Below are 18,251 nucleotides of genomic sequence, written 5' to 3'. Positions count from 1 at the left end.
CTACGTGGACGGTGTTGCGGCCACCGCAGGGGCGGGGGCCGGGGCGGGCAGGTCCAGGCCGGGGACGCCGTCGCCGCCCTGGAGTTGGAAGTAGGCGCCCGCGAGGATGCGCTGCTTGAGCTGCGGGCTGCGGTCCACCAGCCGGTAGAGCAGCTGCCGGCCGCGCACCTGCCAGGGGCGGTGCAGGGCGAACATCCGCTCCTGGCGCAGCTGCAGGCCGCGGGAGCGGGCCACGGAGGGCTCGCGCACGGCCTGGAACCCGGCCAGGACGGAGTCGAGCACCGGGAGCGGGGGCGTGCGGCCGTCCGCGAAGTGCGGTGCCAGCATGGGCGCGAGGGTCACCGCGTCGATGACGGCGTGGTTGACGCCCTGGCCCAGGATCGGCGAGAGCGTGTGCGCGGCGTCACCGGTCAGCACCAGCCCGGGGCGGTGCCAGCGGGGCACCAGGGCGGTGAAGATGTCCAGCACGGAGGTGTCGGTCCAGCCCGTGACATGGGTGCGCACGGCGTCGGACAGCTCGGGGGCGAGGGCGTCGATGCGGCGGTGCAGGCCCGCGATCCCCTCCGCGCGGAGCTGCTTGAGGCCGCCCTTGGGGATGTTCAGGCCGACCCGGACGTCGTCGGGGTGGGTCGGGATGAACAGGCCGTGCTGGCCGTCGCGGATCCGCACCCGGTAGGTCGCCCCGTCCCACACGTCGGGGAAGGGGAGCTTGAGCCAGACCACGTCGCGGTCCAGCGGCACCTTGGTGGCGGCCAGTCCGGAGAGCTCGCGCACCTTGCTGAACCGGCCGTCCGCGGCCACGGTGAGCGCGGCCCGGACGGCGACCTCGCCCTCCGGGGTGCGGCAGCGGACTCCGGTCACGGCGCCGTCGGCGTCCTCCAGCAGCCCGGTCGCGGTGGCCCGGCGGAGGAGGCCGAAGCCCTCGAACCGGCCGGCCTCCTCCGCGAGCACGGAGAGCAGGGCCGGCTGCGGGAGCTCCACCGGGTAGGGGTGCGGGTAGGGGAAGTCGGAGAACTCGGCGCGCAGGACGGTGCGCCCGCCGTCGGTGATCTCCATGCGGCGCATCTCCAGGAAGGAGCCCCGCAGTCTGTCGAGCAGGCCGAGCCGGTCGAGCAGCCAGACCGAGTCCGGGGAGATGGACTCCCCGCGGAAGGAGCGGGCGAAGCTGCCGCTCTGCTCGACGACGGTGACACGGACCCCGCGTCTCGCGAGCTCCAGGCCCAGCGCGAGGCCGGCGGGGCCGCCCCCGACGACGCACACCTGTGTGGTCACATCCTCAGCCATCGTCTCCCTGCCTCCCGTACTTCTTCCCCGGTCGCCCGCCACGCTCCCCGACGGCCCTTAAGCCCCGCTTGCGCATCCGCGGGGCGGCCGTGCGGACCGGGGCGCCGGACGGAGTCGTCGGACGGGGGCGCCGGGCGGGGCCGCCCGCCCAAACGGGGCTTTAGCGCCGTGCCGCAGGCTCCGCGGAAGCCACCGGGAGGGAACGTACGCATGTCCGAGGTGCCGGAGTACCCGTTCGAACGGGAGGGCGTGCTGACGCCCTGCCCCCACTACGCGCGACTCCGGGCGGAGAGCCCGGTCGCCCTGGTGCGGATGCCCAGCGGGGACACGGCGCGCCTCGTCACGAGCCACGAGGGGGTCCGGGCCGTGCTCGGCGACCCCCGGTTCAGCCGGGAGGCGACCCTCGCGGAGGGGGCCCCGCGCCTCGCCGCCGCGCCGCAGCGGTTCCCGAGCCTGCCGAACCTGGACGGCGCCCCGCACGCACGCGTCCGCGCCCTGGTGTCCAGGGAGTTCACCGCCCGCCGGGTGGCCGCGCTCCGCCCGCGGATCCAGGAGCTCACCGACGGTCTGCTCGACCGCCTGGCCGACGGCGGCCCCGGCCAGGACCTCGTCGGCGCCTTCGCCTTCCCGCTCCCGGTCCGGGTGATCTGCGAGCTGCTGGGCGTGCCCCTCGCCGACCAGGAAATGTTCTCCCGCTGGTCCGCCGCCTTCGTCGCGACCACCGGCAGCAGTGCCGCCGAGATGCTCGCCGCCCAGGCCGGGCTCCGCGGCTACCTGGTCCGGCTCCTGGACGCCAAGCGCGCGTCGCCCGGCGACGACCTGCTCTCCGCCCTGGTCTCGGTGCACGAGCAGGACCAGGAGCAGCTCAGCCAGGAGGAACTGGTCTACCTCGGCGTCAGCCTGCTCGTGGCGGGGCACGAGACGACCGTCAACCAGATCGCCAACGGCACCCTGGCCCTGCTCCTCGAACCCCGGCCGAGCAGTGCCGTCGAGGCGCTGGCCGAGGGATCCGAGGACGAGGCGGCCGCCGTCGTCGAGGAGCTGCTGCGGCTGCACCTGCCCGGGGACGAGACGCTGCTGCGGATCGCCGTCGAGGACGTGGCCGTCGAGGGGACCGTGGTCCGGGCCGGCGAGGCGGTCCTGCCCTCCCTCGGCTCGGCCAACCGCGACGCGGCCCGCTTCGCCGAGCCGGACGCCCTGCGCTGGGACCGGCCCGAGCGCGGCCACCTCAGCTTCGGGCACGGCCCCCACTACTGCCTCGGCTCCGGCCTCGCCCGCGCCGAGCTGCAGATCGCGCTGCGCAGCCTGTTCCGCCGCTTCCCCACGCTGCGGCTCGACGTCCCGCCCGCACAGGTGCCGCGCAGCTCCGGACGGCTGATCCACGGGGTCAGCAGGCTCCAGGTGGCCTGGTGAGGCTCGGGGGCCCGGGGCGCAGGACCGGGCTCGCGTTCCGGGTGCGCTGGTGGCTGCGGCTGCTGCGCCGGGAGCTGTGGCGGAGCCTGGTGGCCGCGGGGATCTGGTACGGCACGGTCGGCCCGGAGATCCTCCCGGCGGTCGCCCCGGGCGGCCCGGGCGGCCCGGGCGGCCCGGGCGGCCCGGGCGGCCCGGGCGGCCCGCCGCCGGGGCACCCGGAGCGTCTGGTGCCCGAACGGCCCCCCAGCCGGCGGGAGTCGGTGCTCTGGGTGCAGCTCATCCCGTGAGCGGCGCGGGCGCGGACAGCCCAAGAGAGCCTTAAGCGCCCCAGGCGAACATCGGTTCGCCCGGGGCTCGCCGCCCACCGATCCGTCGACTGCGAAGAGACGAGGGACCCACCTTGAACAGCACGCGGACCTTCACGGAGCTGGTGCTGCAGCGCAGCGCCGATCTGGGAGAGAAGGACGCCTTCATCTTCCTGCACGACAGCGCCGCCGCCAGCGAGGCCGAGCGGCTCACCTACGAGGCCCTGGACACCGAGGCCAAGCGGATCGCCTCCTGGCTCCAGCAGCGCGGCGCCTCCGGCGGCCAGGTGCTCCTGCTCTACCCCTCCGGACTCGACTTCATCAAGGCCTTCACGGCCAGCCTCTACGCGGGCTCGGTCGCGGTGCCCGCCCCCCTGCCCGGCGACCAGGGGAGCCACTTCGCGCGGGTGACCGCGATCCTCAAGGACGCCGAGGTCCGCGCGGTCCTCACGGACAGCGCCAACGAGCCGGGCATCAGCGGCTGGCTCAAGGAGGCGGGTCTGGACAGCATCCCGGTGCTGGCGACGGACACCGCCGGCTGGGGCGACGCGGCCGACTGGCGCGAGCCCGGGCTGACCCCGGAGTCGCTGGCCTTCCTGCAGTACACCTCGGGGTCCACCAGCACCCCCAAGGGCGTGATGGTCTCCCACCGCAACCTGCTGGCCAACGAGCTGGCGATCCAGCACGCGCTCAGCAGCCACCAGGACACCCGGCTCGGCGGCTGGCTGCCCTTCTACCACGACATGGGCCTGATCGGGCACATCCTGCAGCCGCTGTACCTGGGCGGTTCCGCCGCGCTCATGTCGCCGATCTCCTTCCTCAAGCGCCCCGTGCGCTGGCTGCAGATGATCAGCGAGCACCGGGTGACCGTCGGCGGCGGACCCAACTTCGCCTTCGACCTGTGCCTGCGCCGGGTCACCGACGAGCAGCTGGCCCGGCTCGACCTCAGCAGCTGGGAGCAGGCCTGCAACGGCGCCGAGCCGATCCGCGCCGAGACGGTCCGCGCCTTCACCGAGCGCTTCGCCCCGGCCGGGTTCCGCGCCGAGTCCTTCTTCCCCTGCTACGGCATGGCCGAGACCACGCTGCTGGTCTCCGGCACTCCGCTCGGCAAGGCCCCGGTCTTCCGCCGCGCCGACGCCGAGGCCCTGGAGCAGGGCGAGCTGCGGGAGGCCGCCGAGGACGCCGACACGGGTGTGCGCACCCTCGTCAGCAGCGGCGTGATCACCGACTTCGACGTCCGCATCGTCGACCCCGAGACCTTCCGCGAGCAGCCCGAGGCCCACGTGGGCGAGATCTGGGTCAAGGGCGACAGCGTCGCCTCCGGCTACTGGAAGCGCCCCGAGGTCAACGAGGAGATCTTCAACGCGGTGCTGGCGGACGGCGCGGGCGGGGACGCGGGCTGGCTGCGCACCGGCGACCTGGGCCTGCTCGACGACGGCCAGCTCTACGTCACCGGCCGGCTCAAGGAGATGATCCTGATCAACGGCCGCAACATCTACCCGCACGACGTCGAGCGCGCGGTGCAGGCGCTGGACCCGGCCTTCGGCGTGGGCGGAGGAGCGGCCTTCTCGGTGGACCGGGACGGCGCCGAGCACCTGGTGCTGGTGCAGGAGGTCCGCCCGAACGCCCCCTCCGCCGGGGACCTGCAGCAGCTCGCCTCCGCCGCGAGGTCCCTGGTGAGCCGTGAGTTCACGGTCGCGCTCAGCGTGCTCCTGGTCCGTCCCGGCACCGTCCGGAAGACCACCAGCGGCAAGGTCCAGCGCACCCTGATGCGCAAGCTGGTCCTGGAGAACCGCCTGGAGCCGGCGTTCCAGCAGCTGGAGGGGCCGGTCGCCGCCGCTGCCGCCGCCCTGGAACCGGTGGGCTGAGCCGTGGCCGACGAGGAGACCGCCGCCCCCGCCTCCTACCGGCAGGCCGAGTGGCTGGAGCAGGAGCTGGGCCCCGCCGAGGACCCGGAGAACCGTTTCAGCCACCGCGCCTGCATGGAGCTCGACGAGCGGGAGGAGTTCCCCGCGGCGCCGTGCGCCCGGCTGGAGGAGCTGGGCGTGCACGCGTACTACGTCCCCGCCGAGCACGGCGGGCGGCTGGAGGACTACGGGCAGCTGCTCCAGGTGATGCGCACGGTGGCCCGCCGCGACCTGACCGTGGCCATCGGCCACGGCAAGACGTACCTGGGCGGCGTCTGCGTCTGGGTGGCGGGCGACCGGGAGCAGGCCGGCCGCCTCGCCGGGGCGGTCCTCTCCGGGCTGCCGGTCTCCCTCGGGCTGACCGAGCGTGCCCACGGCAGCGACCTGCTGGCCGGTGAGGTGCGGGGCGACCCGGACGGCGACGGCGGCTGGCTGGTCAGCGGCGAGAAGTGGCTGATCAACAACGCCACCCGGGGCAGCCTCGTCTCGCTGCTCACCCGCACCGACCCGGCCGGCGGCCCGCGCGGCTTCAGCATCCTGCTGGTGGACAAGCGCGAGCTCCCGGACGGCAGCTTCCGCCACCTCGACAAGGTGCACACCCACGGCATCCGCGGCGCCGACATCTCCGGCATCGCCTTCGACCGGGCCCCGGTCCCCGCCTCGGCGGTGGTCGGCAGCGTCGGCGGCGGACTGGAGACGGTGCTCAAGGCGCTGCAGCTGACCCGCACCATGTGCGCGGCGCTGTCCCTGGGGGCGGCCGACCACGCGCTGATGCTGGGCCTGGAGTACGCCGGGCAGCGCCGCCTGTACGGGCGCACCCTCGTGGAGCTCCCCAAGGCACGGTACGAGCTGGCGGAGAGCACGGTGGACGTGCTCACCCACGAGGCGCTGGCGCTGGTCGCCTCCCGGGCGGTGCACACCGCGCCGCAGGAGCTGTCGCTGAGCGCCGCCGTCACCAAGTACCTGGTGCCCACCGGCACCGAGGCGGTGATCGGCCAGCTGACCCGGCTGCTCGGGGCGCGGGCCTTCCTCAAGGGCGTCCACGCGGACGGCCGCTTCCAGAAGGTCGACCGGGACCACCGCATCGTCGGGCTCTTCGACGGCAACACCCTGGTCAACCTCAGCTCGCTGGTGGGCCAGTTCCGTTCGCTGGCCCGGGCCCACCGGCGCGGCGGCGGGCAGCCGGCCGGGGCGGTGGCCGCGTTCCGGCTCCACGAGCCGCTGCCGCCGCTGGCACCGGAGCGGATGTCGCTGGTCGCCCGGCACGGCAGCGGCGTCCTGGCCTCGCTGCCGGACTCGGTGGCGGTGCTGCGCGCGGCCGCCGGGGACGACCCGGCCCACAAGCCCGCCCTGGCCGCCGCCGAGGCGCTGCTCGCCGTCGTCGCCGAGGTGCACGAGGAGATGGAACGGCACCAGGACGCGGTGGCCGAGGTGTCCCCGGCCGCCTTCGAGACGGCCCGCCGCTGGAGCCTGTGCTTCGCGGCGGCGAGCTGCCTGGGCGTCTGGGCGCACAACCGGGAGGCCGCGGAGCGGGACGGCACCGGCGAGCTGTGGCAGGGCGCCCTGTGGCTGCGCGCCTCGCTGGCGCGGCTGCTGGTCCGGCTCGGCCACCCGGGGGCCGCGGACCCGGAGGCCTACGAGGGTGTGCTGACGGCGGCCCTGAACCTGCACGGCGGCGGACGGCTGGTCTCCCTGCTGCCCTTCCGCCGGGCGGCGACTTCGATCCGGAACCACACTGAGGAGGCGTCATGACCACCGACGCCGTCGCGCTCAACGCCGGCGGTCGGAGCGACCAGGAGGACCGCGCAGCGGCCCGGGTGGCCGAGATCGAGGCCGCGCTGGGAGATCCGTGGGACCCGGCCAACCCGGTCGGCTTCAGCAGGCTGCTGGAGGCCGACGAGGCCGGGGAGCTGTCCGACGCGGGCGAGAAGGCGCTGGACACCCTCGGCCTGAACGCCGAGTTCGTACCGGTCGCGTACGGCGGCCGGCTGGAGCGTGTCGACACGCTCGTGCGGGTGCTGCGGCAGGTGTTCCGCCGGGACGTGGCCCTGGGCCTCGGCTACGGCGTCACCTCCTTCATGGCCTCCGTCAACGTGTGGACGCAGGGCAGCGAGGAGCAGCGCCGGCGGCTCGCCCGGATCCTGCTGGACGGCGGCCGGGCCTCGGTGGCCTACCACGAACTCGCCCACGGCAACGACTTCGTGCGCAACGAGTTCGAGGCCGGACCCCTGGCCGGAGGCGGCTTCCGGCTGCACGGCAGCAAGCAGGTCATCAACAACGCCGCCCGGGCCGACGCGTGGCTGCTGTTCAGCCGCACCGACGCGGCCCCCGGTTCACGCAGCCACTCGGTGCTGATGGTCGAGCGGGCCCAGGTGGACCCGGAACGGCTCCGGATCCTGCCCCGCTACGAGTCGGTGGGCGTGCGCGGCTGCCAGCTGTCCGGCCTGGACTTCGACCACGCCGAACTGCCGGAGGACACCCTGGTCGGTGAGCTGGGCCAGGGCGTGGAGCTGGCGCTCCGCTCCTTCCAGGTCACCCGCAGCGCCGTGCCCGGCATGGCCCTGGGGGCGACCGACACCGCGCTGCGCACGGTGGTCTCCTTCGCCCGCGGCCGCACCCTGTACCGCAAGCCGGTGGCGGACATCCCGCACGCGCGGGCGACCCTGCGCAACGCCTTCCTGGACCTGCTGACCAGCGACAGCCTGTCGCTGGTGGGCACCCGCGCGGTGCACCTGCTGCCGGAGGAGACCAGCGTCTACGCCTCCGCGGTCAAGTACCTGGTGCCGAAGCTGCTCACGGAGGCGATGAACGACCTGTCCATCGTGCTCGGTGCGCGCTTCTACGTCCGCGAGGGCGAGTTCGGCATCTTCCAGAAGCACCTGCGGGACCTGCCGGTGCTGAGCCTGGGCCACGCCGGCTCCGCCGCCTGCCAGGCGACGATCATCCCTCAGCTGCCCCGGCTGGCGCGCCGCGCCTGGTTCCAGGGCGAGCCCGCCCCGGCCGGGCTCTTCCAGGTGCGCGGCCGGCTGCCGGAGATCCCGTTCTCCCGGCTCACCCTGGCCAGCGGCCGGGACAGCCTCAGCGCCTCCCTGGTGGCGGCGGTGCACGAGCTGCCCGACCGCACCCCGGAGGAGACCGCCATCCAGCGCCTGGCCCTGCTGCTCATGGACGAGCTGCGCCAGCTGCAGGAGCAGAGCCTGGAGCTGAGCCTGGAGGACCGGACGGCGCTGGCCTCCCCGGCCAGCTTCGCCCTGGCCGACCGGTACACCGTGGTCCTGGCGGGCGCGGCCGTGCTCGGCGTCTGGCGGCAGGCCGCAGCCGAGGGCGCGGACCCGTTCCTGGCCGACCCCGCCTGGGCCGCGGCCGCACTGGACCGGCTGCTGCGGCGGCTGGGCCACCGGCTGCCCGACCCCCCCGCCTCCTGCGAGGAGCGGGTCCAGCAGGAGCTGATGCGCCGCTTCGACGAGCGCCGCAGCTTCGACCTCTACGACACCCCGCTCGCGGGCTGACCACACCAACCCGGCACCCCATCCCAGGAGGACCGACCCCATGACCGTCTCCACCCACACCGCCGAGTCGCTGACCGTCTGGCTGGTCGACCGGATCGCGGTCTACCTGCGGCGCAGCCCCGGCGAGATCGACCCGACGGTGCCGCTGGCCGAGTACGGGCTGGACTCCGTCGCCGCGCTGAGCCTGTGCGGCGACATCGAGGAGGACTTCGACCTGGTCCTGGAGCCCACCGTGGCCTGGGACTACCCGACCGTCGACGCCCTCTCCGGACACCTGCTGGAGGAGTTCCGGATCCAGGAGGGCGCGTCCCGATGACCGACGTCGCCATCGTCGGCCTCGACTGCCGCTTCCCCGGCGCGCCCGACGCACGCGCCTACTGGGAGCTGCTGATGCGCTCGGGCGACGGAGTCGGCGCGGTCCCCGCCAACCGCTGGGACCGCGCCGAGTTCCACTCCCCCGAGGGCGGCGACGGCCGCGCCAACACCGACCAGGGCGGCTTCGTCGCCGACCCGGACGCCTTCGACAACGAGTTCTTCACCATCTCGCCGCGCGAGGCGCAGGCGATGGACCCGCAGCAGCGGCTGCTGCTCCAGTGCGCCTGGCGCTCCCTGGAGGACGCCGGCGTCGCCCCCGGCACCCTGGCCGGGAGCGACACGGGCGTCTTCGTCGGGATCATGGGCAACGAGTGGGCCCACCAGCACCTGACCGACTTCGACCGGATCACCGCACAGGTGGGCTCCGGCAACGGCTACTGCATGACCGCCAACCGGATCTCCTACCACCTCGACCTCAAGGGACCGAGCCTGGCCGTGGACACGGCCTGCTCCTCCTCCCTGGTCGCGGTGCACCTGGCGGTCAACTCGCTGCTGTCCGGCGAGTGCTCGACCGCGCTGGCGGGCGGCGTCAACATCACCGTCTCCCCCGCGCTCGGCATCTTCTACACCCGCGCCGGGCTCTCCGCACCGGACGGCCGGTGCAAGCCGTTCAGCGCGGACGCCGACGGGATCGGCCGCGGCGAGGGCGTCGGCATGGTCGTGCTGCGCCGCCTGGAGGACGCGCTGGCCGACGGCCAGCAGGTGTACGCGGTGATCCGCGGCACCGCCGTCAACCAGGACGGCCGCAGCAACGGCCTGACCGCGCCCAACCGCTGGGCGCAGCAGGCGGTCGTGGAGGCCGCCTGCCGGCGGGCCCGCGTCGAGCCCGCCGAGGTGACCTTCATCGAGGGCCACGGCACCGGGACCGAGCTCGGCGACATGATCGAGACCAAGGCGCTGGGCGCCCTGCACGCCTCGCGGACCGGGAGGCCCTTGGCGCTCGGCTCGGTCAAGGGCAACCTCGGCCACACCGAGGGCGCGGCCGGGGTCGCCGGCCTCATCAAGGTGGCGCTGGCGCTGCACCACCGCGTCGTGCCGGCCAGCCGTTTCGCCCGCAGGGAGAACCCGAAGCTGGGGCTGGCGGCCAAGGGCATCCGGCTGCTCAAGGCCCCGCTGCGGCTCCCCACCGGGACCGCCGTGGCCGGGCTGAGCAGCTTCGGCATGGGCGGCACCAACGCCCACGCGGTGCTGGCCTCCGCGCCCCCGCAGGCGGTGCGTCCCGCGGGCGGCGGACTGCCCGAGGGCGGCGTCTTCACCCTGAGCGCCCCCAGTCCCGAGGCCCTGCGCCGCAACCTGCTGGTCCAGGCCGAGGAGCTGACCCGGAGCCGGGCCAGGCTGCCCCAGCTCTGCTGGAGCAGCAACCAGGTGAAGACCGGCCACCGGTTCCGCTTCGCGTTCGCAGCCGCCGACACGGCCGGGCTGGCGCACGCGCTGCGGGCGGCCGCCGAGGACGACGAGCAGCTCACCCGGCACACCTCCCGGCCCGCCGGCAGGCCTCGCACGGCCTTCCTCTTCACCGGCCAGGGCGCCCAGTCCCCCGGCATGACCATGCGCCTGTACCGGGAGTCGCCCCGCTACGCCCACCACCTGGACCGGGCCGACGCGGCCCTCCGTCCGCACCTGGGCCTGTCGGTCCGCGACCTGCTGGACTCCGGGGACCTGCGGATCCACCGCACCGGCCTCGCCCAGCCCGCCCTGTTCGCGGTCGGCCTCGCCCTCGCCGAGACGCTGCGCGAGCTCGGTGCGGAGCCCGGCCTGCTGCTCGGCCACAGTGTCGGCGAGTTCGCCGCGGCCGTCGTCGCCCAGGCGCTCACCCTGGACCAGGCCGCCGCCCTGATCACCGCGCGCGGCCGGCTGATGGACGCGCTGCCGGACGGCGGCGGCATGCTCTCCGTCTTCGCCCCCGAGGCCGAGGTCCGCCCGCTGGCCGAGGCGGAGCCCCTGGTCGGCGTGGCTGCGGTGAACGGGCCCCGGCAGACCGTGCTCTCCGGCGACCTCCGGGCCCTGGAGCGGATCGCCGGCCGGCTGGCCGGGCAGGGCGTGGAGTCCAGACCGCTGAACGTCTCCCACGCCTTCCACTCGCCGCTGATGGAGCCGATGCTGGCCGAGTTCGCCCGCGTCGCCCGGGACGTCGGCGGGGGCGTGCCGCGCATCCCGTTCCACTCCACCGTCCGCGGCCGGCTCCTGGAGCCGGGCGAGGCGCTGGACGCCGCCTACTGGGTCGAGCACGTCGGCGCCACCGTGCGCTTCGCGGACGCCGCGAACGCCCTGTTCGCCGCCGGGCCCACCCACGTCGTCGAGATCGGCCCCACGCCGGTGCTGGGCGGCCTGGTGCGCCGGCTGCGCCCCCCGGCGGGGCTGCGCAGCCTGCACCCGCTGCCCGTCGAGGACTCCGGGCGGCAGCAGCTGGCCGAGCTGGTCGCCCGGCTGTACCAGGACGGACTCGACCCGGACTGGGAGGCGTTCTACCCGCAGGAGCAGCGCCGCGGGGTCCGCCTCGCCCCCTACGCCTTCTCCGACGCGCACCGCTTCTGGGCCGAGCCGCCGACCCGCCGCGGCCGCCCCCGGTCCTCCCTGCGCCTCCAGCCCGAACCGGGCGAGCCCCTGCCGCAGGAGCCGGCCGGACTGGTGCGGCTGGCCCCCGCCGGGCGCTCCGCCTTCACCGGCCGCGTCCCCGAGCGCGTCGCCGCCGCCGTGGCCCGGGTCGGCGGCTACAGCGTCGACGAGCTCTCCGCGCACTCCCGCCTGTACGAGGACCTCGGCTTCGACTCGGTGCTGCTGATGGAGCTCAAGAAGCAGCTGGAGCAGCAGCTGCCGGAGCTCGGCGCGCTGTCCGTCCCCGACCTGCTGCCCGTGCTCTCGTCGGTCGCCGAGCTGACCGCCTGGTGCGAGGCCCGTGCGGCGTCGGCGACCGCGACCGCCGCATCCTGACCCCTCCTGCCCGCCCTCCCCCCTCCTCATCCTTGGAGCTCCAGATGGAACTGACGGACCCGCGGACGGCGTACCTCGTCTCCGTCGGCACCTTCCTGCCGGGCGACCCGGTGGACAACGCCCGGCTGGCCGCCGCCCTCGGCGTGAGCGAGGAGTGGATCGAGGTCTTCATCGGCACCAGGACCCGGCACTTCGCCCGTGACGTCGAGTCCGGCGAGGTCCGCTTCAGCCTGGCCGACCTCTGCGCCCGCGCGGGCGAACGGGCCCTGGAGGCGGCCGGGCTGGGCCCGGAGTCGGTCGACTTCGTGGTCATGGGCACCGCCACCCCCGACCACCTGATGCCGGCCACGGTCAACCTGGTCGCGGACCGGCTGGGCATCGACCAGGTGCCCACCTACCAGCTCCAGTCCGGCTGCGCGGGCGCCGTCCAGGCCCTCGAGCTCGGGCGCACCCTGGTCGCCGCGACCGGCGGCACCGGCCTGGTCATCGGCGGCGACGTCTGCACCAAGCACCTGGACCTGCGCCGGGACCTGACCGGGGCCGCACCCAGCGAGCTGGTCAACTACGTGCTCTTCGGCGACGGGGCGGGTGCGGCCGTGGTCGGCCCGGAGCCCGCCGGCGAGGCGGTGGTCCTGCACCGGGTGCTCAACCGCCTGACGGGCCTGGGCCGTTCGCCGGGGCAGCTGATCGAGTGGTTCGGGGTGGCCGACCGGGACAGCGCCGGGCAGGCGGTCGAGGAGGACTACAAGGCCATCGAGCAGTCGGTCCCGGTCCTGGCCGGCGAGATCCTCTGGGAGCTGCTCGGCGACCTCGACTGGGCCCCGGAGGACCTGGACTACCTGCTGCCGCCGCAGCTCTCCGGCGTCATGACCGCGAAGATCACCGCCGAGCTGGGCGTACCCGGCGCGGAGGAGGTCTCCTGCGTGGCCGACACGGGCAACAACGGCAACGCCCTGCCCTTCCTGCAGACCGAGCGGCTCCTGCAGCGCATGACCAGCGGCCAGAAGGCCCTGGCCGTCGCGGTCGAGTCCAGCAAGTGGATCAAGGGCGGCTTCGCCCTGGAGAAGCTCTGAGCCGCCCCCGCCCCCGTTCCGTTCCCCCACCGAGGAGTTGACCGTGACCACGACGATCGCCACCCCGGCCGAGTTCGTCGGCCTGCTCCGCGACGCCACCGGGCTCGACCTGGGCGCCGCCGAGCTGGATCTCGACTACGACCGGCTGCCCGGCTGGGACTCGCTGCACCTGCTCAAGCTCGTCTCCGCACTGGAGCGGGCCACCGGCCGCCGGGTCCCCGTCGGCAGGGTGCTGGAGACCCGCAGCCTGGCCGAACTGCACTCCCTGGCGGTGGCCGGATGACCCCGCCCCGGTCGGAGCCGGTCCGCTCCCGCCGCCACACCGTCTACTTCCAGGAGTTCGCCGCCCGCCAGCGTCCGGTCTTCCTGGACACCGAGGTCGACATGGGCCGCGTCCTGGCGCACCGCGGGGCGCACCGGGCCGAGGGCCGCGCCTACTCCCACGTCGCCTACGTCCTGTGGGCGGTGGGCCGGGTGCTGGACCGCCACCCGGAGGCCAACGCGGTGATGGCCCCGGGCTGGCCGAGCCGCTGGCGCACGCCCCGGGTCGCCCGCTACACCGGCGGGGTCACCGCCAAGCTCGCCCTGGACCGGCAGCTCGACGGGCAGCGCACGGTGCTCTCCGCGCTGCTGCCGGGCCTGGAGCGGGCCTCCCTGGACGACGTCCAGCAGCGCATCGACCGCTACCGCGGTCCGGGGACGGAGCGGCTGCCGGAGTTCGCCGGGGTCCGCAGGCTGTCCCGGCTGCCGGTCGCGGCGGGGCGGCTGGCCTTCGCACTGGCCCTGCGGGACGTCCGCCGCCGCGAGCAGATCTTCGGCACGGTCGCCGTCAGCTCATTGGGCCACCAGGCCGTGGACGGCTTCCACTCGGTCGGCGGCACGGCGCTCACCGTCAACCTGGGCCGGGTGCTGGACCGGCCGGTGGTCCGCGACGGGGAGGTCGTCGTGGCCCCGGTGCTCCGGCTCGGCCTGGCCTTCGACCACCGCGTCCTGGACGGCGCCCTCGCCGCCGAGATCCTCGGCGCGCTCAAGCACACCCTGGAGGAGTTCGATGACGGCGTCGACGGTGCCGGGCGGGCCGCCGGCCACGGGACCGGCGTTCGGCCTGCCGATCAGGATCGCCGGCCGCTCGGGGCCCTGGCAGCAGATCCGGGCTGACCTGGACCGCCACGGCACCGCGGTCGTCTACGCACACGCCGAGGACTGGCGGCCCGACCAGGCGGCCGGGCCGCGGCTGAAGGAGCTGCTGGGCCGCCAGGACTGGGACCGCTACCTGGAGCAGCGCCACCCCGGGGTGCGCAGCCGCTTCGCCGCGTCCCGGGTGCTGCTCAAGTACGCGGCCGGCGCCGCCCTGCAGGTCCCGCCGGACCGGCTGGAGCTGGGCTACCTCGGCACCGGCCGCCCGTACCTGCGCGGGAACGACTCGCTCGACATCAGCCTCAGCCACACCGACGGGCTGCTCCTGGTGGGCCTCACCAGCCGCGGCGCCATCGGCGTGGACGTGGAGGACGCACACCGCAGGTTCCACGAGGCCGGGCTCGCACGGCACTGGTGCAGTGCCGAGGAGTCCGCGCGCGTCGACGCCCTCCCGGCGGAGCGGCGCGACCCGGAGCTGGTGCGGCTCTGGACGCTCAAGGAGTCCTACAGCAAGGCCCTCGGCGTCGGCATGCAGTTCCGCTTCACCGACTTCACCTTCGCCGAGGAGGAGGGTCGGCTCACCGTCCGCAGCGCCCACCAGGACAGCGGCGGTGAGGCCGCCTGGGCGTTCCGCACCTGGACGGTCGGCGCCGACTACGCCGTCGCGGTCGCCGTGCGCAGCTCGGGCTTCGGGCGGACCGACGACACCGCCGCGCACACCATGCTCGACCCGGGCTTCATGGACGCCGTCGCGTCGGTGCTCGCCGACGACCCCGACGAGGACGAGGCCCCCGGCACCGACCCCGCAGCCGACGACTGGTGAAAGGTGGCCCACCGTGGCCGAGTTGACCGAACTGAAGCAGTACGCCCGCCTGCACGCCCGCGGTCAGGGACTCGACCCGCGCCGGACCGCGCGGCTGCTGGCCGGCGTCCACGACGACGAGCCCGGCAGTCCCACCTCCTGGGCCCGGGTGTGGAGCCGGGCCGGCGACGAGCTCCTCGACCGCAGGCACTACCTGGACGCCGCCCGGCACTACACCCTGGCCCGGTTCCCCTACCCCGCGGACGAGTTCCGCGCCCGCGCCCAGCAGCGGGCGGTCGCCGCCGTCGACGCCTGGCGGAAGGAGCGCGGCGGCATCGAGCGCAAGGAGTTCGGCCTCCCCGGCGGGACGGTCCGGGCCTGGGCCTCGGGCCTGGACAGGGCGGCCTCGCGGCCGCTGCTCGTCGTCATGGGGGGCATCGTCTCCACCAAGGAGCAGTGGGCCCCGCTGCTGCCCAAGCTCACCAGGCTCGGCTTCGCCACCGTCGTCACGGAGCTCCCGGGTGTCGGCGAGAACGAGCAGCCCTACGGTCCGGACGCCTGGGGCTTCCTCCCGGAGCTGCTGGACCGCCTCGACGGCTGGGCGGACACCGCGGACACCTCCCTGCTGGCCCTCAGCTTCAGCGGCCACCTCGCGCTGCGCGCCTCGCTGGAGGACCGGCGCATCCGCCGCATCCTCACCGTCGGGGCCCCCGTGGCCCGCTTCTTCACGGACGAGCGGTGGTGGAGCACCCAGGTCCCCGGGATCACCAAGGACGTCCTGGGCCACCTGACCGGCGCAGCCGGCCACGACGCCCTCCTCGCCTCCCTCTCGGGCGGCGGCTGGGCCCTGACCCCCGACCGGCTCGCCTCCGTCACCGCCTCCTTGGGCTACGTCCTGAGCAGCCGCGACGAGATCATCCCGCGCGACGACAGCCGGCTGCTGGCCGCCGCCCTGGACCGGCTGGCCCTCAAGGAGTTCGACGACGTCCACGGCTCCCCGGCCCACCTCGGCGAGATGCGGACCTGGCTGCTGGCCACCCTGCTCCGCTTCCGCTCGGAGGCGGACCCGCGCGCCCGGGCGCTCGACCTGGTCCTCGCGGTGCAGGAGTTCGCCTCGCGCAGAAGAGGGGCCGGAGTCTGATGCCCTCCGCCGCCCCCACGGCGCTGACCGCGCTGGACTCCACCTTCTGGAGCCTGGAGTCCCGCGAGTCCCCGATGCACCTCGGAGCCCTCCTGCGCTTCGGGCCGGGCGGGCCGTCCGCCGACGTGCTCCCCGTGATGCTGGCCGAGCGCGCGGCCCGCTCCCCCCGGCTGCGCCAGATCGTCTCGGTGCCGCGCAACCCCTTCCAGGCCCCCCGATGGATCGCCGACCCGCACTTCCACGCCCCGCGCCACGTCCGCGTCCACGCCCTGCCGGGCGGGGGCGCGGCCGTCGAGCGCCTCACGGCCTCGCTGATGGCGGCGGCGCTCCCGCGCGGCCTCCCCCCGTGGGAGCTCCACCTGCTCGTCGGTCCGGGGGGCCCCGAGCAGGGCTTCCACCTGCTGGCCAAGCTGCACCACGCCACCGTCGACGGGCTGCGCGCGGTCGAGGTCGTCACCCGTCTCCTCGACCGCCTCCAGCGCTCCTCCCCCGCCGCCCCCGGCCGCGGCGCCGCCCCCACCCCCGGTTCCGCCTCCGGTTCCGCTTCCGCCTCCGTCCCTGCGGGCCGCCCGGCGGCACCTCCCCAGCCGCCCCCTCTCCTGCGCCGCCTCACGGACCAGGCACTGCGCTCCGCCTCGGTCGCCACCGACGTGGCCGCCACGGCGCTCGCCAACGCGGTGCGCCCCGGCGGCCACCCCCTGCACGGCCCGGCCGACGTCACCGACCGGGTGCTGACGCTCCGCTCGTTCCCGCTGGCCGACCTCCAGCGCATCCGCCGTGCCCACGGCGGCACGCTCCACGACGTCGTCCTCGCCCTCCTCGCGGGCGCCCTGCGCCGCTGGTACCTGGGGCTGGGACACGACCCGGAACGCCACAGCACGCGCGTGCTGGTCCCGGTCAGCCGCCGCACCCGGCCCGGCGAGACCCTGCACGGGAACCAGCTCTCCGGCTACCTCGTCACCCTGCCGCTCGCGGAGCCCGACGCGCTGGTGCGGCTGTTCCGCGTCCGCGAGTCCATGTCCGCCTGCAAGGACCACGGGCCGTCCCGCGGGGCGGGGGCGATCGCCACCCTCCCTGAGGTCCTCCCGGCCGGCGTCCAGCGCTTCACCGGCCCCCTGCTCCGCCCGACCGCGCCGCTCCTCTTCGACGCCCTGGCCACCGACGTCCCCGTGCCCGGCCTCCCGTTCACCCTCGGGGGCGCCCCGCTGGCCGCCGTGCACGCCCTGCCCCCGGTGGCCCACGGCCACCTCCTCGCCCTGGCCGCCAGCCGCTACCGCGACCGGGTCCACCTCACCGTCCACGGCACCGTCTCCGGGCACCGCGACCCGCGCCTCCTCGGCCCGGCCCTGAGGGCGGAGCTCGCGGAACTGCTGCGGACCTGACGGCAGGCCGTCCCGCGCGCCCCGGCCCGGGGCCGGGACGCGGCCACCGGCCGCTCCGGCTGCCCGCCCCGCCCGCGCGCACCGGCTCCCGCCGACCCCGGGCGCCCGGCCCCCGCGCCGACGGCGGCACGGGCCCCGGCGGGTTCAGCCGCCCGCGGCGACGGCGCGGCGGTAGAGGGCGGTGACGGCGGGCCCGAAGACGGAGCTGTAGGAGACCTCGTCCGTGTCGCCGCCCTGCTCGTGGCCGCCGATGACGCCGACGACGGTGCCGGTGCGGGCCGGGTCGGCGCGGTCGGTGCCGGTCACCCAGGGGCTGCCGCTGGTGCCCTGGCTGTAGGAGGAGCAGGCGATGCGCAGCTGCCCGGCGCTGATCCGGGTGGCGGTGTTGGTGCAGGTGAGGGGCTCCTCGCCGGAGTCGGGGTAGCCGGTGAGGCGGACCCGGGCGTGGTCGGCGGGGCTGGCGCCGAGGCGGTTGCCGCCCACCGCGTCCTCGACGCGGGCCCCGTCCGTGCGGCTGACGACGGCGAACGCGACGTCGGCGTCCTCGTCGCCGTCGGAGTCCCAGCGGGGGTCGGTGAAGGTCCGGGCGAGGTGCCACACGCCGTGGGGGGCGGTGCCGTTGCGGTACCCGGGGACGAAGAGCAGGTCGCCGCCCGCCCCGGGGTCGTCGAGGCAGTGGGCGGCGGTGAGGACCAGGCTGCGGCCGGGGCTGTCGACGACGCTGGCGGTGCAGAAGTGCCCGCTGGCGAGGCTGCCCCGGAAGAGTGCGCCGACCCGGGCGGCCTGGGGCGTGCGGTGGGAGACGTGGGCCGTGCCGGGGCGGTGGGCCAGGACGGCGCTGGTGGGCGAGGCGCCGGCGGCGAGCAGGAGGGAGGCGAGCAGGACGACGACGGCGGGGGCGCCGGGCCACCGGCGCCGCCCGGCGGCGGGCCCCGGCGCCTCGGCGGTCGCGGTCTTCACGCCCTTACTGTGCACCACGGCGCGCCCGCGCG

The 18,251-nt window shown here is 75.4% G+C and carries 15 protein-coding genes; 13 read left to right on the top strand and 2 right to left on the bottom strand.

What is annotated here, in order from left to right; genetic code table 11:
* Window positions 1-1,284 carry an FAD-dependent oxidoreductase gene (locus ACFY07_RS10885; protein ID WP_390868359.1) on the bottom strand — a complete coding sequence of 428 codons (1,284 nt, stop codon included), beginning with the start codon at window positions 1,282-1,284 and terminating at the stop codon, window positions 1-3.
* Between the two features lie 210 nt (window positions 1,285-1,494).
* Between ACFY07_RS10885 and ACFY07_RS10880 the strand changes: the two genes are divergently transcribed.
* The 13 genes from ACFY07_RS10880 (at window position 1,495) to ACFY07_RS10820 (ending at window position 17,259) form a co-directional block, all read left to right on the top strand.
* Window positions 1,495-2,697 (top strand): cytochrome P450, encoded by a 1,203-nt coding sequence (locus ACFY07_RS10880; protein WP_390868358.1) that lies wholly within the window; start codon window positions 1,495-1,497, stop codon window positions 2,695-2,697.
* A complete protein-coding gene (locus ACFY07_RS10875) occupies window positions 2,694-2,984 on the top strand; it encodes a DUF6059 family protein (protein WP_390868357.1) in 291 nt (96 codons plus the stop codon). Before ACFY07_RS10880 ends, ACFY07_RS10875 begins: the two co-directional genes overlap by 4 nt.
* Window positions 2,985-3,097: 113 nt before the next feature.
* The gene (locus ACFY07_RS10870) at window positions 3,098-4,870 is read left to right on the top strand and encodes a fatty acyl-AMP ligase (RefSeq protein WP_390868356.1); all 1,773 of its coding nucleotides are present in this window, start codon (window positions 3,098-3,100) and stop codon (window positions 4,868-4,870) included.
* Window positions 4,871-4,873: 3 nt separating this feature from the next.
* Window positions 4,874-6,661 carry an acyl-CoA dehydrogenase family protein gene (locus ACFY07_RS10865; protein WP_390868355.1) on the top strand — a complete coding sequence of 596 codons (1,788 nt, stop codon included), beginning with the start codon at window positions 4,874-4,876 and terminating at the stop codon, window positions 6,659-6,661.
* On the top strand, window positions 6,658-8,418 hold the full coding sequence (locus tag ACFY07_RS10860) for an acyl-CoA dehydrogenase family protein (protein ID WP_390868354.1): 1,761 nt from the start codon (window positions 6,658-6,660) through the stop codon (window positions 8,416-8,418). The genes ACFY07_RS10865 and ACFY07_RS10860 overlap by 4 nt, the downstream gene beginning before the upstream one ends.
* Before the next feature lie 40 nt (window positions 8,419-8,458).
* Window positions 8,459-8,734 (top strand): acyl carrier protein, encoded by a 276-nt coding sequence (locus ACFY07_RS10855; RefSeq protein WP_390868353.1) that lies wholly within the window; start codon window positions 8,459-8,461, stop codon window positions 8,732-8,734.
* Window positions 8,731-11,724 (top strand): type I polyketide synthase, encoded by a 2,994-nt coding sequence (locus ACFY07_RS10850; RefSeq protein ID WP_390868352.1) that lies wholly within the window; start codon window positions 8,731-8,733, stop codon window positions 11,722-11,724. Before ACFY07_RS10855 ends, ACFY07_RS10850 begins: the two co-directional genes overlap by 4 nt.
* A 44-nt stretch (window positions 11,725-11,768) precedes the next feature.
* Entirely contained in the window at window positions 11,769-12,797 is a 1,029-nt protein-coding gene (locus tag ACFY07_RS10845; protein ID WP_390868351.1) for a 3-oxoacyl-ACP synthase III family protein, read from the top strand.
* A gap of 43 nt (window positions 12,798-12,840) precedes the next feature.
* On the top strand, window positions 12,841-13,080 hold the full coding sequence (locus ACFY07_RS10840) for an acyl carrier protein (RefSeq protein WP_390868350.1): 240 nt from the start codon (window positions 12,841-12,843) through the stop codon (window positions 13,078-13,080).
* On the top strand, window positions 13,077-13,955 hold the full coding sequence (locus tag ACFY07_RS10835) for a 2-oxo acid dehydrogenase subunit E2 (RefSeq protein ID WP_390868349.1): 879 nt from the start codon (window positions 13,077-13,079) through the stop codon (window positions 13,953-13,955). The genes ACFY07_RS10840 and ACFY07_RS10835 overlap by 4 nt, the downstream gene beginning before the upstream one ends.
* Window positions 13,849-14,757 carry a 4'-phosphopantetheinyl transferase family protein gene (locus ACFY07_RS10830; RefSeq protein ID WP_390868348.1) on the top strand — a complete coding sequence of 303 codons (909 nt, stop codon included), beginning with the start codon at window positions 13,849-13,851 and terminating at the stop codon, window positions 14,755-14,757. The genes ACFY07_RS10835 and ACFY07_RS10830 overlap by 107 nt, the downstream gene beginning before the upstream one ends.
* Window positions 14,758-14,770: 13 nt before the next feature.
* A complete protein-coding gene (locus ACFY07_RS10825; protein ID WP_390868347.1) occupies window positions 14,771-15,877 on the top strand; it encodes an alpha/beta hydrolase in 1,107 nt (368 codons plus the stop codon).
* Window positions 15,877-17,259 (top strand): wax ester/triacylglycerol synthase domain-containing protein, encoded by a 1,383-nt coding sequence (locus ACFY07_RS10820; RefSeq protein WP_390868346.1) that lies wholly within the window; start codon window positions 15,877-15,879, stop codon window positions 17,257-17,259. The genes ACFY07_RS10825 and ACFY07_RS10820 overlap by 1 nt, the downstream gene beginning before the upstream one ends.
* A gap of 144 nt (window positions 17,260-17,403) precedes the next feature.
* Here the strand turns inward: ACFY07_RS10820 and ACFY07_RS10815 are convergent, their stop codons facing one another.
* Window positions 17,404-18,219, bottom strand: coding sequence for a trypsin-like serine peptidase (locus ACFY07_RS10815; protein WP_390868345.1), 816 nt, complete (start codon window positions 18,217-18,219; stop codon window positions 17,404-17,406).
* Window positions 18,220-18,251: the final 32 nt, after the last annotated feature.

The sequence above is a fragment of the Streptomyces sp. NPDC001380 genome, assembly GCF_042895785.1.
Classification (GTDB): domain Bacteria; phylum Actinomycetota; class Actinomycetes; order Streptomycetales; family Streptomycetaceae; genus Peterkaempfera.
This window is presented reverse-complemented; position numbering and strand designations above follow the sequence as displayed.

Excerpts from the sequence above, each read along its gene's own strand:
- ACFY07_RS10830 (WP_390868348.1), top strand. The coding sequence starts at position 13,849 with ATGACGGCGTCGACGGTGCCGGGCGGGCCGCCGGCCACGGGACCGGCG.
- ACFY07_RS10885 (WP_390868359.1), bottom strand. The coding sequence starts at position 1,284 with ATGGCTGAGGATGTGACCACACAGGTGTGCGTCGTCGGGGGCGGCCCC.
- ACFY07_RS10845 (WP_390868351.1), top strand. The coding sequence starts at position 11,769 with ATGGAACTGACGGACCCGCGGACGGCGTACCTCGTCTCCGTCGGCACC.
- ACFY07_RS10880 (WP_390868358.1), top strand. The coding sequence starts at position 1,495 with ATGTCCGAGGTGCCGGAGTACCCGTTCGAACGGGAGGGCGTGCTGACG.
- ACFY07_RS10835 (WP_390868349.1), top strand. The coding sequence starts at position 13,077 with ATGACCCCGCCCCGGTCGGAGCCGGTCCGCTCCCGCCGCCACACCGTC.
- ACFY07_RS10850 (WP_390868352.1), top strand. The coding sequence starts at position 8,731 with ATGACCGACGTCGCCATCGTCGGCCTCGACTGCCGCTTCCCCGGCGCG.
- ACFY07_RS10855 (WP_390868353.1), top strand. The coding sequence starts at position 8,459 with ATGACCGTCTCCACCCACACCGCCGAGTCGCTGACCGTCTGGCTGGTC.
- ACFY07_RS10860 (WP_390868354.1), top strand. The coding sequence starts at position 6,658 with ATGACCACCGACGCCGTCGCGCTCAACGCCGGCGGTCGGAGCGACCAG.
- ACFY07_RS10820 (WP_390868346.1), top strand. The coding sequence starts at position 15,877 with ATGCCCTCCGCCGCCCCCACGGCGCTGACCGCGCTGGACTCCACCTTC.